The sequence below is a fragment of the Streptomyces sp. V4I2 genome (assembly GCF_030817655.1).
GTDB classification, from domain to species: Bacteria; Actinomycetota; Actinomycetes; order Streptomycetales; family Streptomycetaceae; genus Streptomyces; species Streptomyces plumbiresistens.
Genome location: NZ_JAUSZM010000003.1, coordinates 1757868 through 1778914 on the forward strand (window position 1 = coordinate 1757868; position 21047 = coordinate 1778914).

Sequence of the window (21047 nt, forward strand, 5' to 3'; positions counted from 1 at the left end):
TCAGGAAGGGCACCTAATGGACAGCACGATGCAGGAGGCGGAGCTGCTGGTCAGCGGCATCTTCCGGCACGGGGCCGCCGTGCACCCGGACAGCCGCGTCCACCACTACCGGGGAGACACGACCACCTCGACGGCCTTCTCGGGTCTGGCCGACCAGACCGAGCGGCTCGCCGCCGCACTCGCCGGACTGGGCATCGGGCGGGACGACGTGGTCGCCACCCTGGCCTGGAACACTCCCGCCCATCTGGCGGCCTACTTCGCCGTTCCGGGCATGGGAGCGGTGCTGCACACCCTGAACCTGCGGCTGCACGACGACCAGCTGGTCTATATCGCGGGCCACGCAGCCGACAAGGCCGTCATCGTGGACGCGGACCTGGTGCCGCGGCTGCAGCGGATCATCGACCGGCTGCCGACCGTCCGGCACGTGATCGTCGTCGGCGCGGCACGGCTGGAGGCTCCGGCGTGGGTCACCGTGCACGACTACGAGACCCTGCTGGACGCCGCCCCGCCCGGCTTCGACTGGCCGGAGCTGCCGGAACGTTCGGCGGCCGTCCTGTGCTACACCACCGGCACCACCGGCGCCCCGAAGGGGGTGGCGTACAGCCACCGTTCGATCTACCTGCACACCCTGCAGATCTCCACCGGCAGCGCCTACGCGATGAGCGACGCCGACCGGGTGCTGCCCATCGTGCCGATGTTCCACGCCAACGCCTGGGGCTGGCCGTACGCGGCCTGGCTGGCCGGGGCGGACCTGATCATGATCGACCGGTTTCTGCAGCCCGCGCATCTCGCCCGCGCGATCTGCGACCTGAAGGCGACCGCGGCGGCGGCGGTGCCGACGCTGTGGAGCGGACTGGACGAGCACGGAGTCGGCACGGGCGCGGACTTCAGCAGCCTCCGACTGGCCGTGGCAGGGGGATCGCCGCTGTCGGCCGCGCTGGCGGACAGCTTCGACGCCCACCACGGGGTGCGGCTCACACAGGGCTGGGGCATGACGGAGACCAGTCCCCTGCTGACCTTCTCCCGCCCGCCGCACGGCACCCCGGACGACCAGGCGACCGGGTGGACCACTCGCAGCGGCCGGCTCGTGCCCGGGGTGCGGGCCCGTGTGGTGGACGAGTCGGGAGCCGAACTGCCCTGGGACGGCAAGGCCGTGGGAGAGATCGAGCTGAGCGGCCCGACCGTCGCGGGGTCGTACTTCCGGGCCACGGCCGAGGAACAGTCTGCCAAGTTCCGCGACGGCCGACTGCGCAGCGGTGATCTGGGAGTGATTCACCCGGGCGGATGGGTGGAGCTGAAGGACCGGCTCAAGGACGGCATCAAGAGCGGGGGCGAGTGGATCTCCACCGTGGAGCTGGAGAACGCGCTGGCCGGGCACCCGGCGGTCGCGGAGGCCGCGGTGGTGGGCGTGCCCGACCCGCGGTGGGAGGAACGGCCGCTGGCCTGCGTGACGTTGCGCGACGGGGCGGCCGTGACCCCGCAGGAACTGCGGGCGTTCCTCACCGGCCGGGTCGCCCGTTGGTGGCTGCCGGAGCGCTGGGCGTTCGTCGAGCGGATCCCGAGAACGAGCGTGGGCAAGCTCGACAAGAACCGGATCCGACGGTCCTACGCCGATCAGGAGCTCGCGGTGACGACACTGGGCTGAGCGCCGAAGAAAGGGGATGGAGAAGCGTGGGGACGAGGTCGTCGGCCGTGCAGTCGGCGCCAAGTCGCCCCAGCGCCACGAGACTTACGGCGAGGGCCAAGCGGTCGGGTGACTCGCCGGAGATCTGCCGGCCCGTGCTCCCGAGGTGAGCCTCGGCCCTCGCGGCGGCTCCGCTTGGTGCCCGACATCCACTGGAGGAATCCACATCAGCGCGTACGCCAAAAGTCCGGCGGTCGTCCTCACCGGCGTTGGCGGCACTTCCCCGTCCTGCGACCACGCCCCACCCCGACGCCGCTCCGCAGGGCCGTGGGACTACCCCGTGCGGTGAGCGTGCCGTGTTCACTGCGGTGGTGTACGTGCTGACCAGCGGTTGTGCCTGGCGGCACCTGCCGCCGACGTTCGGTACCTTTCCGGCTACGCACATCGCCGGTTCGCAGTGTGGACCGAGGCGGGCCTGTGGCTCCGGCTGCACCGGGCGGTGTTGGACGGACTCGGCGCCAGGGGTGAGGTGGACTGGACCTCGGCGATCGTCGACGCGGCGTCCGTCCGGGCGAAAAAAGGGGCACGCCGACCGGGCCGAATCCGGTTGGTCGCGGCAAGAAGGGCAGCAAGCTGCATGTCCTGTCTGACGCTCAGGGCATCCCGCTGGCTGTTGCGGTGTCCGGGGCGAATCTGCACGACAGTCAAGCGCTCAGGCCGCTGGTCCTGGCGATACCCGACGTCCGCTCCCGGCGCGGACCACGCCGACGGCGACCGGTCAAGGTCCGCGCTGACAAGGCGTATTACTCCGCCGACCACCTCACCTGGCTCCGCGCCCGCGGCCTGATCCCGCGGATCGCGCGTCCGGGGGCGAGTCCGGCGAGCGGCTCGGCCGCCACCGCTGGAAGACCGAGCGGTCGATCTCCTGGCTGTTCGGCTACCGCCGGCTCACCGTCCGTTACGAACGCAAGGGCAGTCACTTCCTCGCCTTCCTCGGCCTCGCAGCAGCCCTGACCTGCTACAAGAAGCTCGCCGAACTCACCACATGAGACACCCGCCTATTGCTGACAGACCGTTTTCAGGCGGAGGTGCCCGTGACCGCGGTGCCGGACCTGGTCAGCGTGTACGTCAAGATCGCCCCGCTCCAGAAGTGGAAGGTGAGGGTCACGGCGGTGCCGTCGGTGACACCGTCGAAGAACGCGGTCGGCAAGGTGATCGTGCCTGCGGTGTAGTCCGGTGTGAAGGCCACATTGAACTGCTTGTACGTCGTCCAGGACTGCGGACCGGCGGCGGTGCCGTCGGCGTAGACGGCTTCCATGGTCGCCAACTTGTCTCCGTTGAACGCGGTGGGTATCACCAGCGAGGTCGTCGTACCCGTCGCGCTCGTCAACTCCGGCTTGTCATAGGTGATGACGTTGACGGTCCAAGGAATTCCGTCGGTGAACCGGAGGGACAGGACGGCATTCGTGCCGTGCTCCTGCGACGCGGTCAACCGGCTGAGCGTCGCCGCTGCGATGGTCAGCCTGTTGCCGCTGACGGTGTAGTCCACGCCCCGGATCAGGGGGCGGGTGCCGGCATCGATCCTCATCAGCCTGGTGCCGTTGAGGTTCAGCGTGACCGTCGCGTCCGTCGGGGTCCTGCCCTTGAGCACGAAGAGCTGATCGGTGGACGCGGTGCCGGAGCGCCCGGTCCAGCTCGAACGTATCTGCGCATAGAGGCTCGGGTCGTTCCATTGCATGGTGCGGCGGTTGAAACGACTGCCGTTGTCCCACAGCATCGTGGTCAAGCCCCGGTACCGCGCGTAGTAGCCGAGATACTCGAGGTACTTGAGCGTCTCCCCCTGTTCGACCGTGCCGGGGCCGGAATCCCAGCCGAGCAGCCCGTACTCACCGACGACGACAGGGATCCCCTTGGCGACGAAGGACCTGTGCAGCAGGTCGAACGTGTCGGTCAGGTGCTGCTGGGTGGCCGCGTTGAAGGTCGTGTAGCCGGCGAGGTTCACGCTGAAGGGCCAGAAGCTGTAGTAGTGGATCGAGGCCACGAGGTTCGGGTCGTCGAGCGCGGCGAAGGTGGCGAGCAGGGTGTCGATCTTGGGCTGATCCGGGGTGTCCCCCAGGGTCGGCATGACAAGCAGCCGGTCGGTATTGCCTCCGCCGGTCGCGCGCACGACGGAGTGGAGGGTCGTGTTGAGCTCGTTCATCAGGACGGCGTTCTGCTCGTCGCCGGCACTGCCGTTGAAGAAGGGCTCGTTGATGCTCTCGAAAAGCAGTCGTCGCGGCTCGTCCCGGAAGGCGGCCGCGATCTGCTGCCAGGTGGCCGTGTACTGGGCCAGGACCGCGTCATGCTGGGCCGGCATGTTCGGCACCCACTGCCACGCGTCGCCGTGCATGTTGATCAGAACGTAGAAACCATCGGCCAGGGCCCAGTCGACCACCTGCTTGAGCCTGGCCAGGAACACCGGGTCGAGGGTGTAGGCCGGAGCAGGACCCTCGTGCTGGCCCCAGGTCACCGGGATCCGGATGCTCCTGAAGCCCTGCGCCTTCAGCCTGCGGAAGAACGCCTGGGTCACCCGCGGGTTGCCCCACGCCGTCTCGTCGGCGCCGATGGCCTCGAAGCTGTTGCCCAGGTTCCAGCCGGGCTGCATGTCTGCGACTACGTCCAGTGCGGACGCCGACGCGGCGGAACCAGTGGACCGGGCAGCGGCCTGGGCGGCCGATGGCGTGGACAACGCCGCGACGGCGAGGGCCGCGGAGGTCGTCATGACCTGGCGGCGAGTGAAACCGGCTGAACTCGGCATAGAACTCTCCATTGAGTCGAAAGGCCTTCTCCCCACATCGACGGCATCGACCGTCGAAGCGCTTCAACGCGGGGCGGGAGCCTAGCGCAACCTGGCGACAGAGAGAACGGGGCCAACCCGCATGGAACCTCCATCGAGTCGAGAGGTTGCGCGTCGAAGCGCTTCCCCACATGGGGGAGTCGGGCGAGGCGGCACGCAAGCGCATCGGGGTTCCCTGCTCATCTGCCGCCGATGCCGACCGGACCGGCGGTCACCCGGTGGGGGTCTCACGCCTTCTCGGCACCGATGAACACCGAACGGTTTCCTCATTCTGTGGAGGTAGTCACGACCGCGCTGAAGGGCGCGAGCTCGCCCGCGCGCACCGTGACGCATCCCGACGCGGTCCCGGTGGCGCTGGAGGTCACCGACCCGAGGAGGTTGTCGCGGATCTCGACCAGGCGTGGCCGTCACGGGCATCGTCGACTTCGGTGCCATGTTCGCTGCCGGATCCGTCAGCCGGCCCCACCGGCGTGGCAGAGCCAGGCGCTCAGCGGCGCAGATAGACGGACTTGTACTCGACGTACGCCGCCAGCCCCTCGGGCCCCAGCTCACGCCCCAGCCCGCTGGCCTTGACGCCCCCGAAGGGTGCGCCGAGGTCGATGTTGTAGAAGTTCACCCCGACCGTGCCGGTGCGCATCCGGCGGGCGATCTCCAGCCCCTTGTCCTCGTCGGAGGTCCAGACGGTGCCGGCCAGGCCGTACGGGGAGTCGTCGGCGATCGCCACGGCCTGGTCGACGTCGTCGTACGGGATGACCACCAGGACCGGGCCGAAGATCTCCTCACGGGCGACGACTGCGGAGTTGTCCACGTCCGCGAAGACCGTCGGCTCGACGAACCAGCCCCGCTCCAGGCCCGCGGGCCGGCCGCCACCGGTGACCACCCTCGCCCCGCCGGCCCGGCCGGCGTCGATGTAGGACTCGACGCGGTCGCGCTGTCGGGCCGAGGCCAGGGGGCCCACCCGGGTGGCCGGGTCGGACGGGTCGCCGACCCGCAAGGAGGCTGCGAGGGCCGCGACGGCGTCGACGACCTCGGCGTAGCGGCTGCGGGGCGCGAGGATGCGGGAGCTGGTGTAGCAGGTCTGTCCGCTGTTGAGCAGGCAGGCCCAGGCGAGTCCGCGTACCGCCTGGCCGAGGTCGGCGTCGTCCAGCACGATGGCCGCGCTCTTGCCGCCGAGTTCGAGCGTGGCGGGCCGCAGCAGCCGCCCGCACACCTCGCCGATGGCCCGTCCGGCCTCGGTGGACCCCGTGAAGGCCACCTTGTCGACGCCGGGGTGAGCGACCAGGTACGCACCGGTCTCGCGGCCTCCGGTGACGACGTTGACGACCCCGTCCGGGATCCCGGCCTCCTGTGCGGCGTCGGCGAGTTGGAAGGCATCCAGCACGGTCTCGGGCGCCGGCTTGACCACGACGGCGCAGCCGGCCGCGAGGGCGGGCGCGACCTTGAACATCATGAGCGACTGGGGGAAGTTCCAGGGGACGACGACCGCGACCACCCCGACCGGCTCGCGGCGCACCACGGTGGTTCCGGGGCCGGGGAATGCGGGGCGGCGCTCCTCCTGCGGTGTGGTGCGGGCCAGCTGGGCGAAGTACCGCAGGGTCCGGGCGGGACCGGTCCCCTCGACCGGGCCGGACACCGCGATCGGCATGCCCATCTCGGCGGTGACGACCCGCGCGGTCTCCTCCGCCCGGCGTTCCAGCGCGTCGGCGAAGCGGTCGAGGGCCGCCGCCCTGGTCTCCCCGTCCCAGGACGCCCACGGCGACGCGGTCAGCGCCCGCCGGGCCGCGGCGACGGCGGCGTCGACGTCGGCGGGGGCGGTGTCGGGCGCCTCGCCCACCGGCCGCTCGGTGACGGGCGAGATCACGGTTAGGGTGCCGGGTGCGGTGCTCGGCCGCCAGTCTCCTCCGACGAAGAGGTGTTCACGGCGGTAGCGGGGCTCGGTTTCCGATGGCACGGTCTGCGATGACATGGGTCAACTCCCAGGGAGCAGTACGGGTTTGACGGTCACGCCGGACGCGGCATCCCGCTCGGCGGTGTGTTGATCTCGCTGAGCGGATAGGTCCGCACCAGGCGTTCGAACGGGAAGCGGCCCTGCTGCCACAGCTCGATCAGCTGGGGAAGGAAGCGACGGGGTACCGCGTCGCCCTCCAGGATCCCCATCACGTTCTTGCCGCTGGACAGTGCGGCGGGGCCCAGGACGAGGTCCCGCGACTGGGCGCCGACCAGGCCGATGGTTCCCCTCACCCGCAGGCTGTCGACCCCGTCCCTGATCACCTCCGGGACCCCGGTGGTGTCCAGGACGTAGTCGGCTCCTCCCCCGGTGAGCTTGCGGAGCCAACGAGGTACGTCGTCGGCGGCGCCCAACACGACATGCGTGGCGCCGAGTTCCTGGGCCAGGTCGAGCCGGTTCTCGTGCCGGTCGACCGCCACGATCATGGCGGCCCCGGCGACTTTGGCCGCCATGACGGCCGCCAGCCCCACTCCGCCCGCGCCGAACACCACGACGCGCGAACCGGCGCGGACGCCGAGGGCGAGCAGGATCGATCCGGCGCCTGTCTGGATGCCGCAGCCCAGCGGGGCGAGGAGCTCCAGCGGCAGATCCGGGTCGACGACGATCGTGTTGCGTACGTCCACCACGGCGTGGGTGGCGAACGAGGACTGGCCGAACCAGCGCGAGGCAACAGGCTTTCCCTCGGCGTCGGTCACCGGCTGGCTGCCGGTCTCGGTGCCCGTGCCGGTGAGGTTGCGCTGGAGGAACGACCGGCAGTAGGCGGGGTGACCGTCCAGGCAGTTCTCGCAGGCACCACAGTGGTCGAACGAGAGCAGGACGTGGGAGCCCACCGGCGGTTCGGTCACGCCGGGCCCGAGGGCCTCGACCACGCCGGCTCCCTCGTGGCCCGCGATGATCGGCGGCCGGGCGGGAAAGCCCTCGCCGCGCGGGAGCACGTCCGTGTGGCAGAAGCCCACCGCGGCGATACGGACGAGCACCTGCCCCGGCCCCGGGTCGGCGATGTCGACCTCTTCGACGACGAAGGGCCCGTCACCAGCCCTGAGTACCGCTGCCTGCATGCGCATGTCCGCTCCCAGGGTCCGTCCGCGTATCGGTCCGCGTGTATCGGTCCGCGTTCCGTGACTGACGCTACTGTTGACCGTACGAGCGGTCAATAGTAGCTTCATGACTACCACCCGCACGACGAAGGAGCCGAGCGTGGCCCTCCCCGTACAGTCCCCGGAGCGTCAGGACCAGCCTGATCAGCCGGATCAGGAGGCCGCCGCGGTCCTGCGCCGTGAGGGTCCCGTCGCCGTGATCACCCTGAACCGGCCCAGGGCGATGAACGCGGTAAACGCGGCGATGTCGGCGGCCGTCGGAAACGCGCTTCGGGAACTCGACGAGGACCCAGAGCTGAGTGTCGGCGTGATCACCGGGGCGGGGCGAGCCTTCTGCGCCGGCGCCGACCTGAAGGAGCTGGGGGCCGGCCGACCGGTCAGCGCCCCCGGGCACCCCGAATGGGGGTTCGCCGGCCTGGTGCGCCACCTCGTGGACAAGCCACTCGTCGCCGCCGTCAACGGCTTCGCGCTCGGCGGCGGCACCGAGATCGTGCTCGCCTGCGATCTCGCGGTGATCAGCGAGGACGCGCAACTCGGGCTGCCCGAGGTGAAGCGCGGGCTGGTCGCCGCCGCCGGTGGGCTGCTGCGGCTGCACCGGCAGATCCCGCCCAAGGTCGCGGCCCACGCCGCCCTGACGGGTGAGCCGCTGGACGCGGCCACCGCGCTGCGCTGGGGCCTGGCCAACGAGGTCGTGCCCACGGACCAGGTGCTCGCCAGTGCGCTGCGATTGGCCAGGCAGATCGCGGGCAACGCGCCGCTGGCCGTCCGGGCGAGCAAGCGGATCATGCGGCGCAGCGCCGAGTTCGGCTCCGACTGGGACTCGGCGATCTGGGACATGAACGAGGCCGAGTTCCACGAGGTCCGCCGCAGCGAAGACGCCAAGGAAGGCCCGCGGGCCTTCGCCGAGAAGCGCCCGCCCCGGTGGCAGGGCAAGTGACAGCCAAGGAGACAGCGGTGCAGTCAGCGGTGATCGTCGATGTCGTACGTACTCCCTCCGGCAAGGGCAAGCCGGGCGGTGCGCTGTCCAGGACGCACCCGGTGGAGCTGCTGGCCACGGTGCTGAGCGCACTGCTGCGACGCAATGACCTCGACCCGGCTCTGGTGGACGACGTGATCGCCGGGTGCGTCGGACAGAACGGTGAGCAGGCGCTCAACATCGCGCGCAACGCGGTGCTGGCCGCCGGGCTTCCCGAGACGGTGCCGGCCACGACCGTCGACCGGCAGTGCGGCTCCAGCCAACAGGCCGCGCACTTCGCTGCGCAGGGCGTGCTGGCGGGCGCGTACGACATCGCGATCGCCTGCGGCGTCGAGTCCATGAGCCGGGTGCCGATGTTCTCCGCCGTCCAGGGCCGCGCCCCGTACGCCCCGCTGGCCTCGCGGTATCCCGACGGCCTGGTCCAGCAAGGCGTTTCGGCGGAGCTCATCGCCGCTCGCTGGAAGATCGACCGGCAGGAGCTCGATGCCTTTGCCGCGCGCTCCCACCGGCTCGCCGCGGCGACCGCCGCGTCGGGCGGCTTCGACGGCGAGATCGTCCCGGTCGGCGGTCATGAGGCGGACGAGACGGTCCGGCCGTCCACCACCCCGCAGGCCCTGGCCGGACTGAAGCCGGCGTTTTATGACGATGCCACGGGCCAGCGCTTCCCGGAGATCGACTGGCGCGTCACCGCGGGCAATTCCTCCCCGTTGACCGACGGCGCCTCCGCCGCGCTCATCATGAGCGAGGACAGGGCCGCCGCCCTGGGGCTGCGCCCGCGCGCGCGGTTCCACTCCTTCGCCGTCACCGGCAGCGACCCGCTGCTGATGCTCACCGGCGTGATCCCGGCCACCGTCCGTGTGCTGGAGCGGGCGGGCCTGTCCATCGACGACATCGACGCCTTCGAAGCCAACGAGGCCTTCGCCGCGGTACCGCTGGTGTGGCAGCGGGAGACCGGTGCCGACCCGGACCGGGTGAACCCGCGCGGCGGCGCCATCGCCCTCGGCCACCCCCTCGGTGCCTCCGGCACCCGGCTGCTGACCACCCTGGTCAACCACCTTGAGGCCACCGACGGCCGTTACGGCCTGCAGACCATGTGCGAGGGCGGGGGCATGGCCAACGCCACGGTCATCGAGCGGCTCTGAGCCCTCCCCATTCGAGCACCTTCAGAGGAGACCCCATGCATCTCTCAGGCAGCGCCGCCCTCGTCACCGGTGGCGCCTCCGGGCTCGGGCTGGCGACCGCGCAGCGCCTGGCGGCGGCCGGGGCCCGGGTCGTCATCGCCGACCTCCCCTCCTCGGCAGGCGAGACCGTCGCCAAGGACCTTGGCGGCCATGTCACCTTCGCGCCCACCGACGTCACCGAGCCGGAGCAGGTGGCGGCCGCGCTCGACCTCGCCGTGGAGGCGGGGCCGCTGCGGGTGGTCGTCAACTGCGCGGGCATCGGCGACCCGGGCCGCACCATAGGCAGGGACGGGCCCCTGGCCCTGGAGCGCTTCCGCCGGGTGGTGGAGATCAACCTGGTCGGAACGTTCAACGTGATCCGGCTCGCCGCGCAGCGGATGCAGGACACCGAGCCCACCGGGCCACGCGGCGAGGAACGCGGCGTCATCGTCAACACCGCCTCCGTGGCGGCCTTCGACGGACAGATCGGACAGGCGTCCTACGCGGCCTCCAAGGGCGGCATCGTCGGCATGACCCTGCCGATCGCGCGGGAGCTGGCGGCGAGCATGATCCGCGTGGTCACCATCGCCCCGGGTCTGTTCGCCACCCCGATCCTGAACGGACTGTCCGAAGAGGCACGCCGCTCGCTCGGCGCCCAGGTGCCCCACCCCAGCCGGCTCGGCGATCCCGGCGAGTACGCCGCGCTGGTCGAGCACATCGTCGCCAACCCGATGCTCAACGGCGAGGTCATCCGCCTCGACGGTGCGATCCGGATGGCACCGCGCTGACGCTGTCCTGCCCCCATGCGATGTACCCCCCGCCCCTGACCCGACGATCCGAGAGGCGCCGTCACCGTGCCCATCCCCATCGACACCGATCCCTCAGTCGCCGAACTCGCCGAACGCACACGGCAGTTGGTGCGTGACGTCGTGATCCCCGTGGAGACCGAGACGGGCGGCCGGGTCCACGACGGCCCCGAGAAGGTACGGCGCCTTTTGCAGGATGCCGCCCGCGAGGCGGGCCTGCTCGCCCCGCACGTCGGCAGGGAGTGCGGCGGGCTCGGCCTGAACACCCTCGGCCAAGCCGTCGTCTTCGAGGAGGCGGGTTACTCCCTGCTCGGCCCGCTCGCCCTGAACATCGCGGCTCCGGACGAGGGCAACATGCACCTCCTGGAGAAGGCCGCCACCGAGGAGCAGAAGCGGCGCTACCTGGCCCCGCTGGCCGCCGGTGACATCCGGTCCTGCTTCGCGATGACCGAGCCGGCTCCGGGCGCAGGCTCGGACCCCAGCGCGTTGACCACCACGGCCACGCGAGTCCCCGGAGGCTGGCGCATCGACGGCCGCAAGTGGTTCATCAGCGGCGCGCGCGGTGCCGGGTTCGCCATCTGCATGGCCCGCACCAGCGGTGCGCCGGGCGACCGGGGCGGGGCCACCATGTTCCTGGTCGACACCGACCGGCTCGGCATGACCGTCGAGCGCGACATCGACACCCTCGACGAGGGCCTGTTCGCGGGCCACAGCGAGATCGTCTTCGACGGCTGTGTCGTCGGCGACGACCAGGTCCTCGGTGAGGTCGACCGGGGGTTCGAGTACGCGCAGGTGCGGCTGGCGCCGGCCCGGCTGACGCACTGCATGCGCTGGCTGGGCCTGGCCCGGCGCGCACAGGACATCGCGCTGGAGCGGGCGAGCACCCGCGAGGCCTTCGGCTCGCGCCTCGCCGAACTCGGCATGGTCCAGCAGCAACTGGCCGACTCCGAGATCGACATGGCGGCGAGTCGGGCGCTCATCCGCGACACGGCCCGGGTCCTGGACAGCGGGGCACGCGGCGCCCAGGAGTCCGCCATCGCCAAGACGTTCGTCGCCGAGGCGGTGGGCCGCGTCGTGGACCGCTCCGTGCAGATCTGCGGTGCCCTGGGGGTCTCCTCCGACGTCCCGCTGTCCCGCTTCCTGCGCGAGGTCAGGGCCTTCCGCATCTACGACGGCCCCTCCGAGACCCACCGCTGGGCCATCGCGCGACGCGCCGTCGGCCGCCACGCGCGCCACCGTGAGGAGACCGCGGCATGACCGCGACGGACGTCACCACGCCCGCCGGGTCACCGATCGGCCTGGACGTCGGGGCGCTGCGGAAGTGGGTCGGCGAGCTCGTCCCCGACTTCGACGGGCCGGTACGGGCCCGCCTCCTCCAGGGCGGCAGGTCGAACCTGACGTACGAGATCCAGGCGGGCCCGCACCATTGGGTGCTGCGTCGCCCGCCGCTGGGCACCCTGACGCCCAGCGCCCACGACATGGCACGCGAGTACCGCGTCGTCGCCGCCCTGCACGGCACCGGCGTGCCGGTGGCGGCGCCGGTCGGTCTGTGCGAGGACCGCTCGGTCATCGGGGCCCCGTTCGCGGTGGTGGAGTTCGTCGACGGCATGGTCGTCCGCAGCGCCCAGGACGCCGCGCTGATCAGCGCCGACGGGCAACGGCGGTGTGCGCTGTCCCTGGTGGACCAGCTGGCAGCGCTCCACGAGGTGGACCCCAGGGCGGTGGGGCTGGCGGAATTCGGCCGCCCCGAGGGCTATCTGGCGCGACAGCTGAAGCGCTGGCGCAGCCAGTGGGACCTGGTCAGAACGCGGGAGACGCCCCTCGTGGACCGGCTGTTCACGGATCTGATCGAACGGCTGCCGCCGGCCGGCCCGCGCGGCATAGTGCACGGCGACTACCGCCTGGACAACACCATCCTCGACCGCGCCGACCCGGAGCTCGTCCGCGCGATCGTCGACTGGGAGATGGCCACGCTCGGCGACCCGCTCACGGACCTGGGCATGCTGCTCGTCTACTGGGATCCCGTCAGCGAACCGGTGCTCGGTGTGCGGCACATCCTGCACGGCAACCCCGGCTTCCCCACCGCCGGCGAACTCGCCGAGCACTACGCCCACCGGACCGGCGAGGACCTGAGCCATCTGCCCTTCTACCGGGCGCTCGGCTACTTCAAGCTCGCGGTGATCGCGGAAGGCATCCACGCCCGCCACCTCGCCGGCCAGACCGTCGGCGACGGCTTCCACACCATCGGCGACGCCGTACTGCCCCTGCTGCGGGCCGGCTCCGCCACACTGACCGGACAGGAAACGGCATGACCCGCACCGCACTCATCACCGGAGCCTCCCGTGGCATCGGCGCGGCCATCGCGCGCCGCCTCGCCGCCGACGGCTGGGACCTGAGCCTCGCCGCCCGCTCCCCCAGGCCCTTGCGCACGCTGGCCGACGAGCTGCACGACCGGTACGGAGTGCGCGTGCACACGGCGCCGGGTGACATGGCCGAGGAGACCGACGTCCACAGCGTGGCGCAGCAGCACCTCAAGGCGTACGACGGCCGGCTGGACGCGCTCGTGCTCAGCGCCGGGATGGGACAGGCCGGCGCGATCGCCGACTTTCCCCTGGCCCGGCTGGACAAGCAGTACGCCGTGAACCTGCGTGCCCCGTTCCAGCTGGTCCAGGAATGCCTGCCCGCGCTGCGTGCAACGGCCTCCCGGCCCCGGGACGGCACCGGCGTACACCACGGCACCAGGGTGGTGGCCATCGCCTCCATCACCGGCGTCACGGCCGAGCCGTCGCTGGCGGCATACGCGGCGACCAAGGCGGCTGTGCTGTCGCTGTGCGAGTCGGTCAACGTGGAGGAGTCCGAGGCCGGCGTCTCGGCCTGCGCGGTGGCTCCCGGATACGTCGACACCGACATGACCTCATGGATGCACGAACGGCTGGCCCCGGAGGACATGATCACGGCGGACGACGTCGCGGAAATGGTCTCGTCCGTTGTCGGACTGTCCCGTACGGCCGTGGTCCCCAGCATCGTGATCACCAGACCGGGCCGTCGTCTCTGGCGGGCCTGAGACCCAGTGCTCCGTCGAAGCCGGACATCCCGGAAACCCACCCGTCCGCTCTATTGACCGTACATGCGGTCAGTCATACGGTGACCGCACCGCACTCTCCTTGGAAAGCCGGTCCGGCGACCGTTCCCCGCCCCGCGACCCGCCGCGGCAGAACCTTCCGCCACCGACCCACACTCGCCGCCCTCTCCGGCCGTTCCGGCAACGGCCGGCGGCCAGTACCGGAGGAATCCCACATGGCGACAGCAACACCACACACGGCCGAGAACAGCAGCTGTCCCGCACCTGGCAGCGATCTGCACGGCATCCTGGATTTCTGGAAGGAGGCCGCGCCGGACGCCGAAGCACTGGCCGAAGGCGACCGGCGGTGGACCTGGAGCGGCCTGGCGGACCGGGTCTCGCGCCTGGCCGCCGCACTGGCCGCGGACGGCCTGCGGCCCGGCCATCACTTCGCAACCCTCAACAAGAACAGCTCCGCCACGATCGAGGCCACGTTCGCCGGAGCCAGGGACGGATACGCACACGTCGTCGTCAACTGGCGCCTGAGCCCCGGCGAGATCGAGTACGTCCTCGCCGACGCCCAGACCCGGATCCTCTTCGTCGGCGCCGAGTTCCTCCCGCAACTGGAACAGATCCGGGACCGACTGCCCCACCTGACGAAGGTCATCGTCGTCGGCGGCGACGCGGACGCGTACGAGGACTACCTGGCATCGGCCGCACCCGCGCCCCGCAGCCACCGGCCCCAGCCGGACGACTGCGTCCTCCTGCTCTACACCTCCGGCACCACGGGATTCCCCAAGGGCGCGATGCTGACCCACCGCAGCCTGGGAGCGCACTGCGTCTCGGCCGCGGAGGCGTTCGGCTTCTCCCACGACAGCGTGAACATGGTGGCCATGCCGCTGTTCCACGTCGGCGGCATCAGCTGGGCTCTGATCAGCCTCTGGATGGGCGCCCGCACGGTCCTCGTCCGGAACGTGGTCCCGGCCGCCGTCCTGGAGCAGATCCGGCAGGAAAGGGTCACCCACGCCTTCTTCGTCCCGACGGTCTACGAGTACTTCCTGGCCACGCCGGAACTCGACCAGGCGGACCTGTCCAGTCTGCGGTGCCTGGGCTACGGCGGGTCCCCGATGCCGCTACCGCTGATGCGACGCTGCCTGGAGCGGTACACGCCGGACTTCTACCAGGTGTACGGGATGACCGAGGCATCCGGGGTGTTCAGCGTCCTGGGGCCGGACGCCCATCGCGACCCGGACCGGATCCACCTGCTCACCTCGGCCGGCAGGCCGGTGGCGGGCGTACAGGTCCGGGTGGCCAGCCCGCTCACGGGGGAAGAGGTTCCGCGCGGCCGGACCGGCGAGTTCTGGATCAGGTCCGAGCAGGTCATGGCCGGGTACTGGGACAAGCCGGAAGCCACCGCCGAATCCTTCGGCGACGGCTGGTTCCGCACCGGAGACGCCGGCTTCGTGGACGACGACGGCTTCCTCTTCGTTCGCGACCGCGTCAAGGACATGATCATCTCGGGTGGCGAGAACATCTACCCGGCCGAGGTCGAGCGGGTGATCACCCAGCACCCCTCCGTGGCGGACGTGTGCGTCATCGGAGTTCCCGACCCCACCTACGTCGAGGCGGTCAAGGCCGTCGTCACCCTTACGTCCGGTGCCGTGGCCGACGCCGCCGAGCTCATCGCCTTCTGCCGTGAGCGCCTGGCCGCCTACAAGTGCCCCAGGACAGTGGAGATCGTCCAGGAGCTGCCCCGCACCGCCACGGGCAAGGTGCTCAAGCGCGAGCTCCGCAAGGCGTACTCGAAGAACACCGACATCAGCTGAATCGCGCATCAGCTGAATCAACACGAGCGAAAGGTCCCACGATGAGCTATTTCACCAGTGCCGAAGAGGTCTACCTCTACCTCGGCGGCGTCTTCCGGGAAGCAAACAGCCACCCCGAGGTCGGCCCGGTCCTCAAGGCCTCCGGCATCACCCTCCGGCTCGACTACACGGGCCCGGACTCGTCCATCACCGTGGTCATGAAGGAGCCGGAGATCGTCGTCATCGAGGGCGACTCCGACCTCGACCCCGATGTCCGGCTCGCGATGTCGGCCGACAACGGCAACAAGTTCTGGCGCGGCGAGTACAACGTCGCGGTCGGTCTGGCCAAGGGACAGGTCAAGGCCAAGGGCCCGGTCACCCAGATCCTCAAGCTCGTGCCGCTGACGAAGCCGCTGTTCCCGGTCTACCGCGAACTCGTCGGCAAGAAGGACGCCGGCATCTGAGCCCCCTCGACACCCCAAGGAAGGTCTGTCAATGACGACAGGGACCAAGCACTACCCGATGTACATCGACGGCGAATGGGTGGACGCCGCCGACGCCCCCTTCGAGATCGTCGATCCCGCCACCGAGCGGGTGTTCGCCACGGCGGCGAGGGGCCGGACCGAGCATGCCGACCGCGCGGTGGCAGCCGCGAAGCGGGCGCATGAACGTGGCGAATGGCGCGGCAAGAGTCCCGAGGAACGGGCCGAAGTGATCTCGGCGATCGTGGCGAAGCTCTCCGAGCGGATGGACGAGCTCGTCGAGCTGCACATCAGGGAGAACGGAGTCACGATCCGGCAGGCCATGGCCTTCCACGTCGGCTACTCCATCTCCCATCTGCAGTACTTCGCCGACCTCGCCCGGAGTTACGCCTTCGAGCGCCCGGGCCCGCAGCTGTCCTATCCCACGCTCGCCACCGGAGTGGTCCGCAGGGAGCCCATCGGCGTCGTGGCCGGCATCGTCCCCTGGAACTTCCCCCTCCTGCTGGCCGTCTGGAAACTCGGTCCCGCGCTCGCGGCAGGCAACTGCATCGTCCTCAAGCCGGACGAGAAGACCCCCCTCACCCTCCTCGCCCTCGCCGAGGCCGCCCACGAGGCCGGGCTCCCGCCGGGCGTCCTCAATGTCGTCACCGGGGAGGGCGAGGAGGTGGGCGCGCGGCTGGCCGTGCATCCGGACGTACGCAAGATCGCTTTCACCGGCTCGACCGCCGTCGGCCGGGAGATCAGCAGGCTGGCAGCGGACAACGTCAAGCGGGTCACGCTGGAGTTGGGCGGCAAGGGCGCCAACATCGTGCTCCCCGACGCCGATCTGGACGCGGCGGTCGACGGCGCGCTGTTCGCCTGCATGCTGTACTCGGGGCAGGCCTGCGAGTCCGGCACCAGGCTGCTGCTCCCCCAGGCGCTGCACGACGACTTCGTCGCCAGGCTGATCGAACGGGCGAAGACGATGAAGCCCGGCGATCCGGCCGAGTTCGACACCGACCTCGGCCCCGTCGTCTCCGCCGAACAGCGCGACCGGATCCTCGGTTACATCGAACTGGGGCAGAAGGAAGGCGCCACCCTGGCGTACAGCGGACCGACGCCCCAAGGCCCGGGGTTCTGGGTGGGCCCTACCGTCTTCACGGGTGTCCGCCCCGAGATGCGCATCGCCCAGGAGGAGATCTTCGGCCCCGTCCTCTGCGTCATCCCGTACGGCAGCGTCGACGAGGCGGTCGCCATCGCCAACGACAGCGAGTACGGGCTGTCGGCGGGGGTCTGGAGCGAGGACGTCGAAGCCGCCATCGAGGTGGCGGGGCGCCTCGAGTCAGGCACCGTGTGGATCAACGACTGGCACATGGTCAGCGTCGAGTACCCCTTCGGCGGCGTCAAGCAGAGCGGCCTCGGCCGCGAACTCGGCCCCCACGCGCTCGACGAGTACACCGAGGAGAAGTTCGTGCACATCGACCTGTCGCGACGCCTGGACCGACGGGTCTACGACCTCGTACTGCCGCCCGTCGCGGACCGCACCAAGGAGAACGTATGAAAGGCAATGCCGCCGTCCTGAGGGAGCCCGGCACTGAACTGACGATCGAGGAGGTCGAGTTCGGCGAACTGGCCCCGGACGAGGTACTGGTCAGGATCGCGGGCGTCGGCGTCTGCCACACCGACCTCACCGCACAGTCCGGCGGCGTCCCGCTGCCGCTCCCGGCCGTGCTCGGCCACGAAGGCGCGGGCCTGGTGCACGCCGTCGGGAGTGCCGTCGAGACGCTCTCGGTGGGCGACCACGTGGTGCTCAGCTTCGACTCCTGCCGGGAATGCGCGACCTGCAAGGCCGGGCACCCCGCCTACTGCGAACTGTTCGCGGCACTGAACTACTTCGGCACCCGCCTCGACGGGACCGCGACCATGAGCCGCGGTGACGAGGACGTCCACGGCAGCTGGTTCGGCCAGTCCTCGTTCGGCGCCTACGCGGTGGCCGGCGTCCGCAACGCGGTCAAGGTCGACGACGACGTGCCGCTGGACATCCTCGGCCCTCTCGGCTGCGGTCTGATGACCGGCGCCGGCACCGTGTTCAACGTCCTGCGGCCCGCCCCCGGCCAGAGCCTGGGCGTGTTCGGTCTCGGCGCGGTCGGACTGAGCGCGGTCATGGCTGCCAAGGCGGCCGGGTGCACGACCATCGTCGCGGTCGACCTCAACCCGGAACGGCTGAAGCTGGCGACCGAGCTCGGCGCGACCCACGTGATCGATCCGTCGCAGACCAAGGACGTCAACTGGGCCATCACCGAGATCAGCGGCACCGGACTGGACTTCACCGTCGACGCCGTGGGCCTCGGCTCCGTCGTACGCCAGGCGGTGGAGGCTCTCCGCTCCCCGGGCGTCTGCGCCACGCTCGGACTCCAGGGCCTGGAGAACGAGATGACCATCGACCAGGGCCATCTCCTCATCGGCCGCACCCTGACCGGCGTCATCGAAGGCGACGCGGACCCGCACGAACTCATCCCCAAGCTCATCGGGCTCTGGCGGGAAGGCGACTTCCCCTTCGACCGGCTGGTCGAACGCCGCCCCTTCGACGAGATCAACGAAGCGATCGCGTCCGCCCGCTCCGGGCAGGTCATCAAGCCCGTACTGGTCTTCGACGCCGCCTGACACAGCACAACGATCGGTGAGGAGCCGTTCCATGACAACCGAGACCACTGTGTCCGAGGACTTCGTCGTCGAGTTCTTCGCACATGTCGACGCCCATGACTTCGACTGGGTCGAGCAGATCCTGGATCCCGAGTGCGTCATCCAGGCACCTGGGTTCCTGCAGAAGGGACCCGAGATGGTCACCATCTGGATGGCCGGGTTCTTCGCCGCCTTCCCCGACCTTGTGCACCGGCCGCATCGAATCGTCACCGCGCAGGACGAGGTGGCCGTCGAACTCGAGGTGACCGGCACCCACACCCAGGACCTCGCAGCGCCCGACGGCAAGGCGATCCCTCCGACAGGACGGTCCATCCAGATCGGGCTGGCCGAATTCTGGCGCCTGCACGACGGGCGCGTCAGCGAATACCGCGTGTACTACGACCACTTCGAATTTCTCACGCAGCTCGGCCTGACGAACTGACGTATTGAGGACCATGGGTGTTGAGCGGGGCGCGACCGGCCTGGGCGCGCCGACGCCCACCGCGCCCTTCTGTCGCACGGTGCGCCACCGGACCGGGCACTACGCCAGGCGTGCCGCCCTGCTGTGCGCCAGGAGCCGGTCATTGCTCGCCTCGTGACACTGCAACTCGTTGCGCACTTCGTCGATCCGGAGAGGCCCGAGGGCGGGGCGAGCGAGGACGACAGGCGAGTCTCGGCCCGAGGCCAGGCGCCCGCCGGTCCTTCCACCCGTCCCTCCTCCGGATCGTCGGGGGCGCCGAAGGCATCCCCCTGCCTCCCGTCCTCCGCCTGCATCTCACCCCCGACACCGTTCCGGAGTGGCTCTACGACACCGTCGGGAAGCTCGGCCGCGAACTCCAACTCAGCCTGGACGACGCCGACATCGACCAGGCCGGACAGACAGGCGGAAAGCTCGTCATCCCGGGGATCCACGGATACGGAACCACCCCCTGAAGCCGGTCCCACGCGACTGGCCCCTTCGACGCGACTGGTTCCTTCGATGAGCTTGCACTCAGAAACTGATCGGTTTACTGTGTTGTAAACCGATCAGTTTCCGATTTCTCGTGGAGGCAGTCATGACCGCTTTGAAGGGCGCCAACGTCTTTGTCACCGGTGGCAGCCGGGGCATCGGCAAGGCCCTGGTGGAAGAGCTGTACGTGCGCGGCGCAGCCAAGGTCTACGCCACGGCCCGCGACCCGCGCACGGTGACGCATCCCGACGCGGTCCCGGTGGCGCTGGAGGTCACCGACCCGGCCTCCGTGGCAGCGGCCGCCGCACAGGCGGAAGACGTCACCGTACTGATCAACAACGCGGGTGCCGTGGTCGGCGCGTCCTTCCTCGACTCTCCGATCGACGACGTACGCCGGGAGTTCGAGACCAACTTCTACGGCCCCCTGCTGCTCACCCGCGCCTTCGTACCGGTCATCGAACGCAACGGCGGCGGCCACATCCTCGCCATGCACTCCGTGCTGTCCTGGCTGGCCCTCGGCGGCTCCTACAGCGCCTCCAAGGCCGCCCTGTGGTCGCAGACCAACTCCCTGCGCCTGGAACTCGAGCCCCGCGGCATCTCCGTCACCGGACTGCACATGGGATACGTCGACACGGACCTGGCAGCGGGCGTCGACGCACCCAAGTCCGACCCCCGTGACATCGCCGTACTCGCCCTCGACGGCGTCGAGACGGGAGCGCACGAGGTGCTCGGGGACGACCTCACCCGGCAGGTCAAGGCAGGCCTGGCCGGCGAACTGGCCGGGCTGTACCCCCAGCTGGCCAAGTAAGACAGGACGGGGAGTCGGCGAGATGCCCAGCCAGGAGTCACGTCCCACGATCCACATCCCGGGAACCACCAGCCACACCATCCCCCCGCGCGCAGGACTTGACGGCCGCGAGGGAACGCTGCGCTACCTCACGGCGGGCAGCGGTGCCCCGCTGGTCCTGCTGCACACCGTGCGCACCCAGGCAGAGCACTTCCGCCACCTCATCCCGCCGATCGCGGACCAGTACACCGTGTACGCCCTCGACCTGCCGGGGATGGGCTACTCCGAGATCGTGCCCGGGGCGTCGCACGACGAGCCGGCCACGCGCGGGCGTCAAGCGCCTGCTCACCGAACTCGACCTGCACGACGTGACCCTGGTCGGGGAGTCCATGGGGGCGGTGCTCGCCCTGACCACCGCCGCGGGTCTCCCAGAGCGGGTCCGACGCGTCGTCGCGGTGAACACCTACGACTTCCGCGGCGGGATCGCCCGCTCCAGCCTCCTCGCCCGCCTGGTGATCAGCGGTGTCCGCCGGCGCGGGGTGGGCCCGGTGATCGCCGGGGTGGAGCCCAAGCCCGCGCTCACGAAGATCCTGCGGCAGGCATCCTGCGGCGGAGGCGATGACCTCCCACGGGCGCCTGCCCCTCGGCAAACGCCGCGGTGAAGATTCCTCGGTCGGCAGACCGACCAGGTTCCGCTAGACCGGCCTGCGATGACGCGGCCGGATCCGGAGGGGGCGGCCATCCGGTCGAGTACGGCACCGAGGTCCTGGGCCAAGGGGGCACGAGTGACCCGCC

At 70.4% G+C, this 21047-nt stretch carries 16 protein-coding genes and 2 pseudogenes; 15 read left to right on the top strand and 3 right to left on the bottom strand.

Features of this window, described 5'->3' with window-relative positions; genetic code table 11:
• Positions 1–16: 16 nt before the first annotated feature.
• Together QFZ76_RS08960 and QFZ76_RS51680 are read left to right on the top strand one after the other, a co-directional pair.
• Positions 17–1645 (top strand): long-chain-fatty-acid--CoA ligase, encoded by a 1629-nt coding sequence (locus QFZ76_RS08960; protein WP_307673221.1) that lies wholly within the window; start codon positions 17–19, stop codon positions 1643–1645.
• Between the two features lie 191 nt (positions 1646–1836).
• Positions 1837–2673 (top strand): annotated as a pseudogene (locus QFZ76_RS51680) (IS5 family transposase).
• A 29-nt stretch (positions 2674–2702) separates the two neighbouring features.
• Here the strand turns inward: QFZ76_RS51680 and QFZ76_RS08965 are convergent.
• From QFZ76_RS08965 to QFZ76_RS08975, 3 genes are all read right to left on the bottom strand, one after another.
• Complete coding sequence (locus QFZ76_RS08965) at positions 2703–4421, bottom strand: cellulase family glycosylhydrolase (RefSeq protein WP_307673222.1); 1719 nt, start codon at positions 4419–4421, stop codon at positions 2703–2705.
• A gap of 526 nt (positions 4422–4947) precedes the next feature.
• Entirely contained in the window at positions 4948–6426 is a 1479-nt protein-coding gene (locus QFZ76_RS08970) for an aldehyde dehydrogenase (RefSeq protein WP_307673223.1), read from the bottom strand.
• Positions 6427–6461: 35 nt separating this feature from the next.
• Positions 6462–7532 (bottom strand): NAD(P)-dependent alcohol dehydrogenase, encoded by a 1071-nt coding sequence (locus QFZ76_RS08975; protein WP_307673224.1) that lies wholly within the window; start codon positions 7530–7532, stop codon positions 6462–6464.
• A 100-nt stretch (positions 7533–7632) separates the two neighbouring features.
• Between QFZ76_RS08975 and QFZ76_RS08980 the strand changes: the two genes are divergently transcribed.
• The 13 genes and pseudogenes from QFZ76_RS08980 to QFZ76_RS09040 form a co-directional block, all read left to right on the top strand.
• Positions 7633–8502 (top strand): crotonase/enoyl-CoA hydratase family protein, encoded by an 870-nt coding sequence (locus QFZ76_RS08980; protein ID WP_307673225.1) that lies wholly within the window; start codon positions 7633–7635, stop codon positions 8500–8502.
• 17 nt (positions 8503–8519) lie between these two features.
• Entirely contained in the window at positions 8520–9683 is a 1164-nt protein-coding gene (locus QFZ76_RS08985) for a thiolase family protein (protein WP_307673226.1), read from the top strand.
• Between the two features lie 35 nt (positions 9684–9718).
• Positions 9719–10489: a 3-hydroxyacyl-CoA dehydrogenase gene (locus QFZ76_RS08990; protein ID WP_307673227.1), complete on the top strand. Its 771-nt coding sequence runs from the start codon at positions 9719–9721 to the stop codon at positions 10487–10489.
• Positions 10490–10555: 66 nt separating this feature from the next.
• On the top strand, positions 10556–11764 hold the full coding sequence (locus tag QFZ76_RS08995; protein WP_307673228.1) for an acyl-CoA dehydrogenase family protein: 1209 nt from the start codon (positions 10556–10558) through the stop codon (positions 11762–11764).
• The gene (locus tag QFZ76_RS09000) at positions 11761–12819 is read left to right on the top strand and encodes a phosphotransferase family protein (RefSeq protein ID WP_307673229.1); all 1059 of its coding nucleotides are present in this window, start codon (positions 11761–11763) and stop codon (positions 12817–12819) included. Before QFZ76_RS08995 ends, QFZ76_RS09000 begins: the two co-directional genes overlap by 4 nt.
• Positions 12816–13571, top strand: a complete 756-nt coding sequence (locus QFZ76_RS09005) for an SDR family oxidoreductase (RefSeq protein ID WP_307673230.1) — start codon at positions 12816–12818, stop codon at positions 13569–13571. Before QFZ76_RS09000 ends, QFZ76_RS09005 begins: the two co-directional genes overlap by 4 nt.
• A 233-nt stretch (positions 13572–13804) precedes the next feature.
• Positions 13805–15394 (top strand): long-chain-fatty-acid--CoA ligase, encoded by a 1590-nt coding sequence (locus tag QFZ76_RS09010; RefSeq protein ID WP_307673231.1) that lies wholly within the window; start codon positions 13805–13807, stop codon positions 15392–15394.
• A gap of 41 nt (positions 15395–15435) precedes the next feature.
• The gene (locus QFZ76_RS09015; protein ID WP_307673232.1) at positions 15436–15837 is read left to right on the top strand and encodes an SCP2 sterol-binding domain-containing protein; all 402 of its coding nucleotides are present in this window, start codon (positions 15436–15438) and stop codon (positions 15835–15837) included.
• A 31-nt stretch (positions 15838–15868) separates the two neighbouring features.
• Positions 15869–17395: an aldehyde dehydrogenase gene (locus QFZ76_RS09020; protein WP_307673233.1), complete on the top strand. Its 1527-nt coding sequence runs from the start codon at positions 15869–15871 to the stop codon at positions 17393–17395.
• Entirely contained in the window at positions 17392–18498 is a 1107-nt protein-coding gene (locus QFZ76_RS09025; RefSeq protein ID WP_307673234.1) for an NAD(P)-dependent alcohol dehydrogenase, read from the top strand. Before QFZ76_RS09020 ends, QFZ76_RS09025 begins: the two co-directional genes overlap by 4 nt.
• Positions 18499–18529: 31 nt before the next feature.
• Positions 18530–18958 carry an ester cyclase gene (locus tag QFZ76_RS09030; RefSeq protein ID WP_307673235.1) on the top strand — a complete coding sequence of 143 codons (429 nt, stop codon included), beginning with the start codon at positions 18530–18532 and terminating at the stop codon, positions 18956–18958.
• Between the two features lie 613 nt (positions 18959–19571).
• Positions 19572–20273 (top strand): SDR family oxidoreductase, encoded by a 702-nt coding sequence (locus QFZ76_RS09035; protein ID WP_307673236.1) that lies wholly within the window; start codon positions 19572–19574, stop codon positions 20271–20273.
• 22 nt (positions 20274–20295) lie between these two features.
• Positions 20296–20848 (top strand): annotated as a pseudogene (locus QFZ76_RS09040) (alpha/beta fold hydrolase); the annotation flags it as partial.
• Positions 20849–21047: the final 199 nt, after the last annotated feature.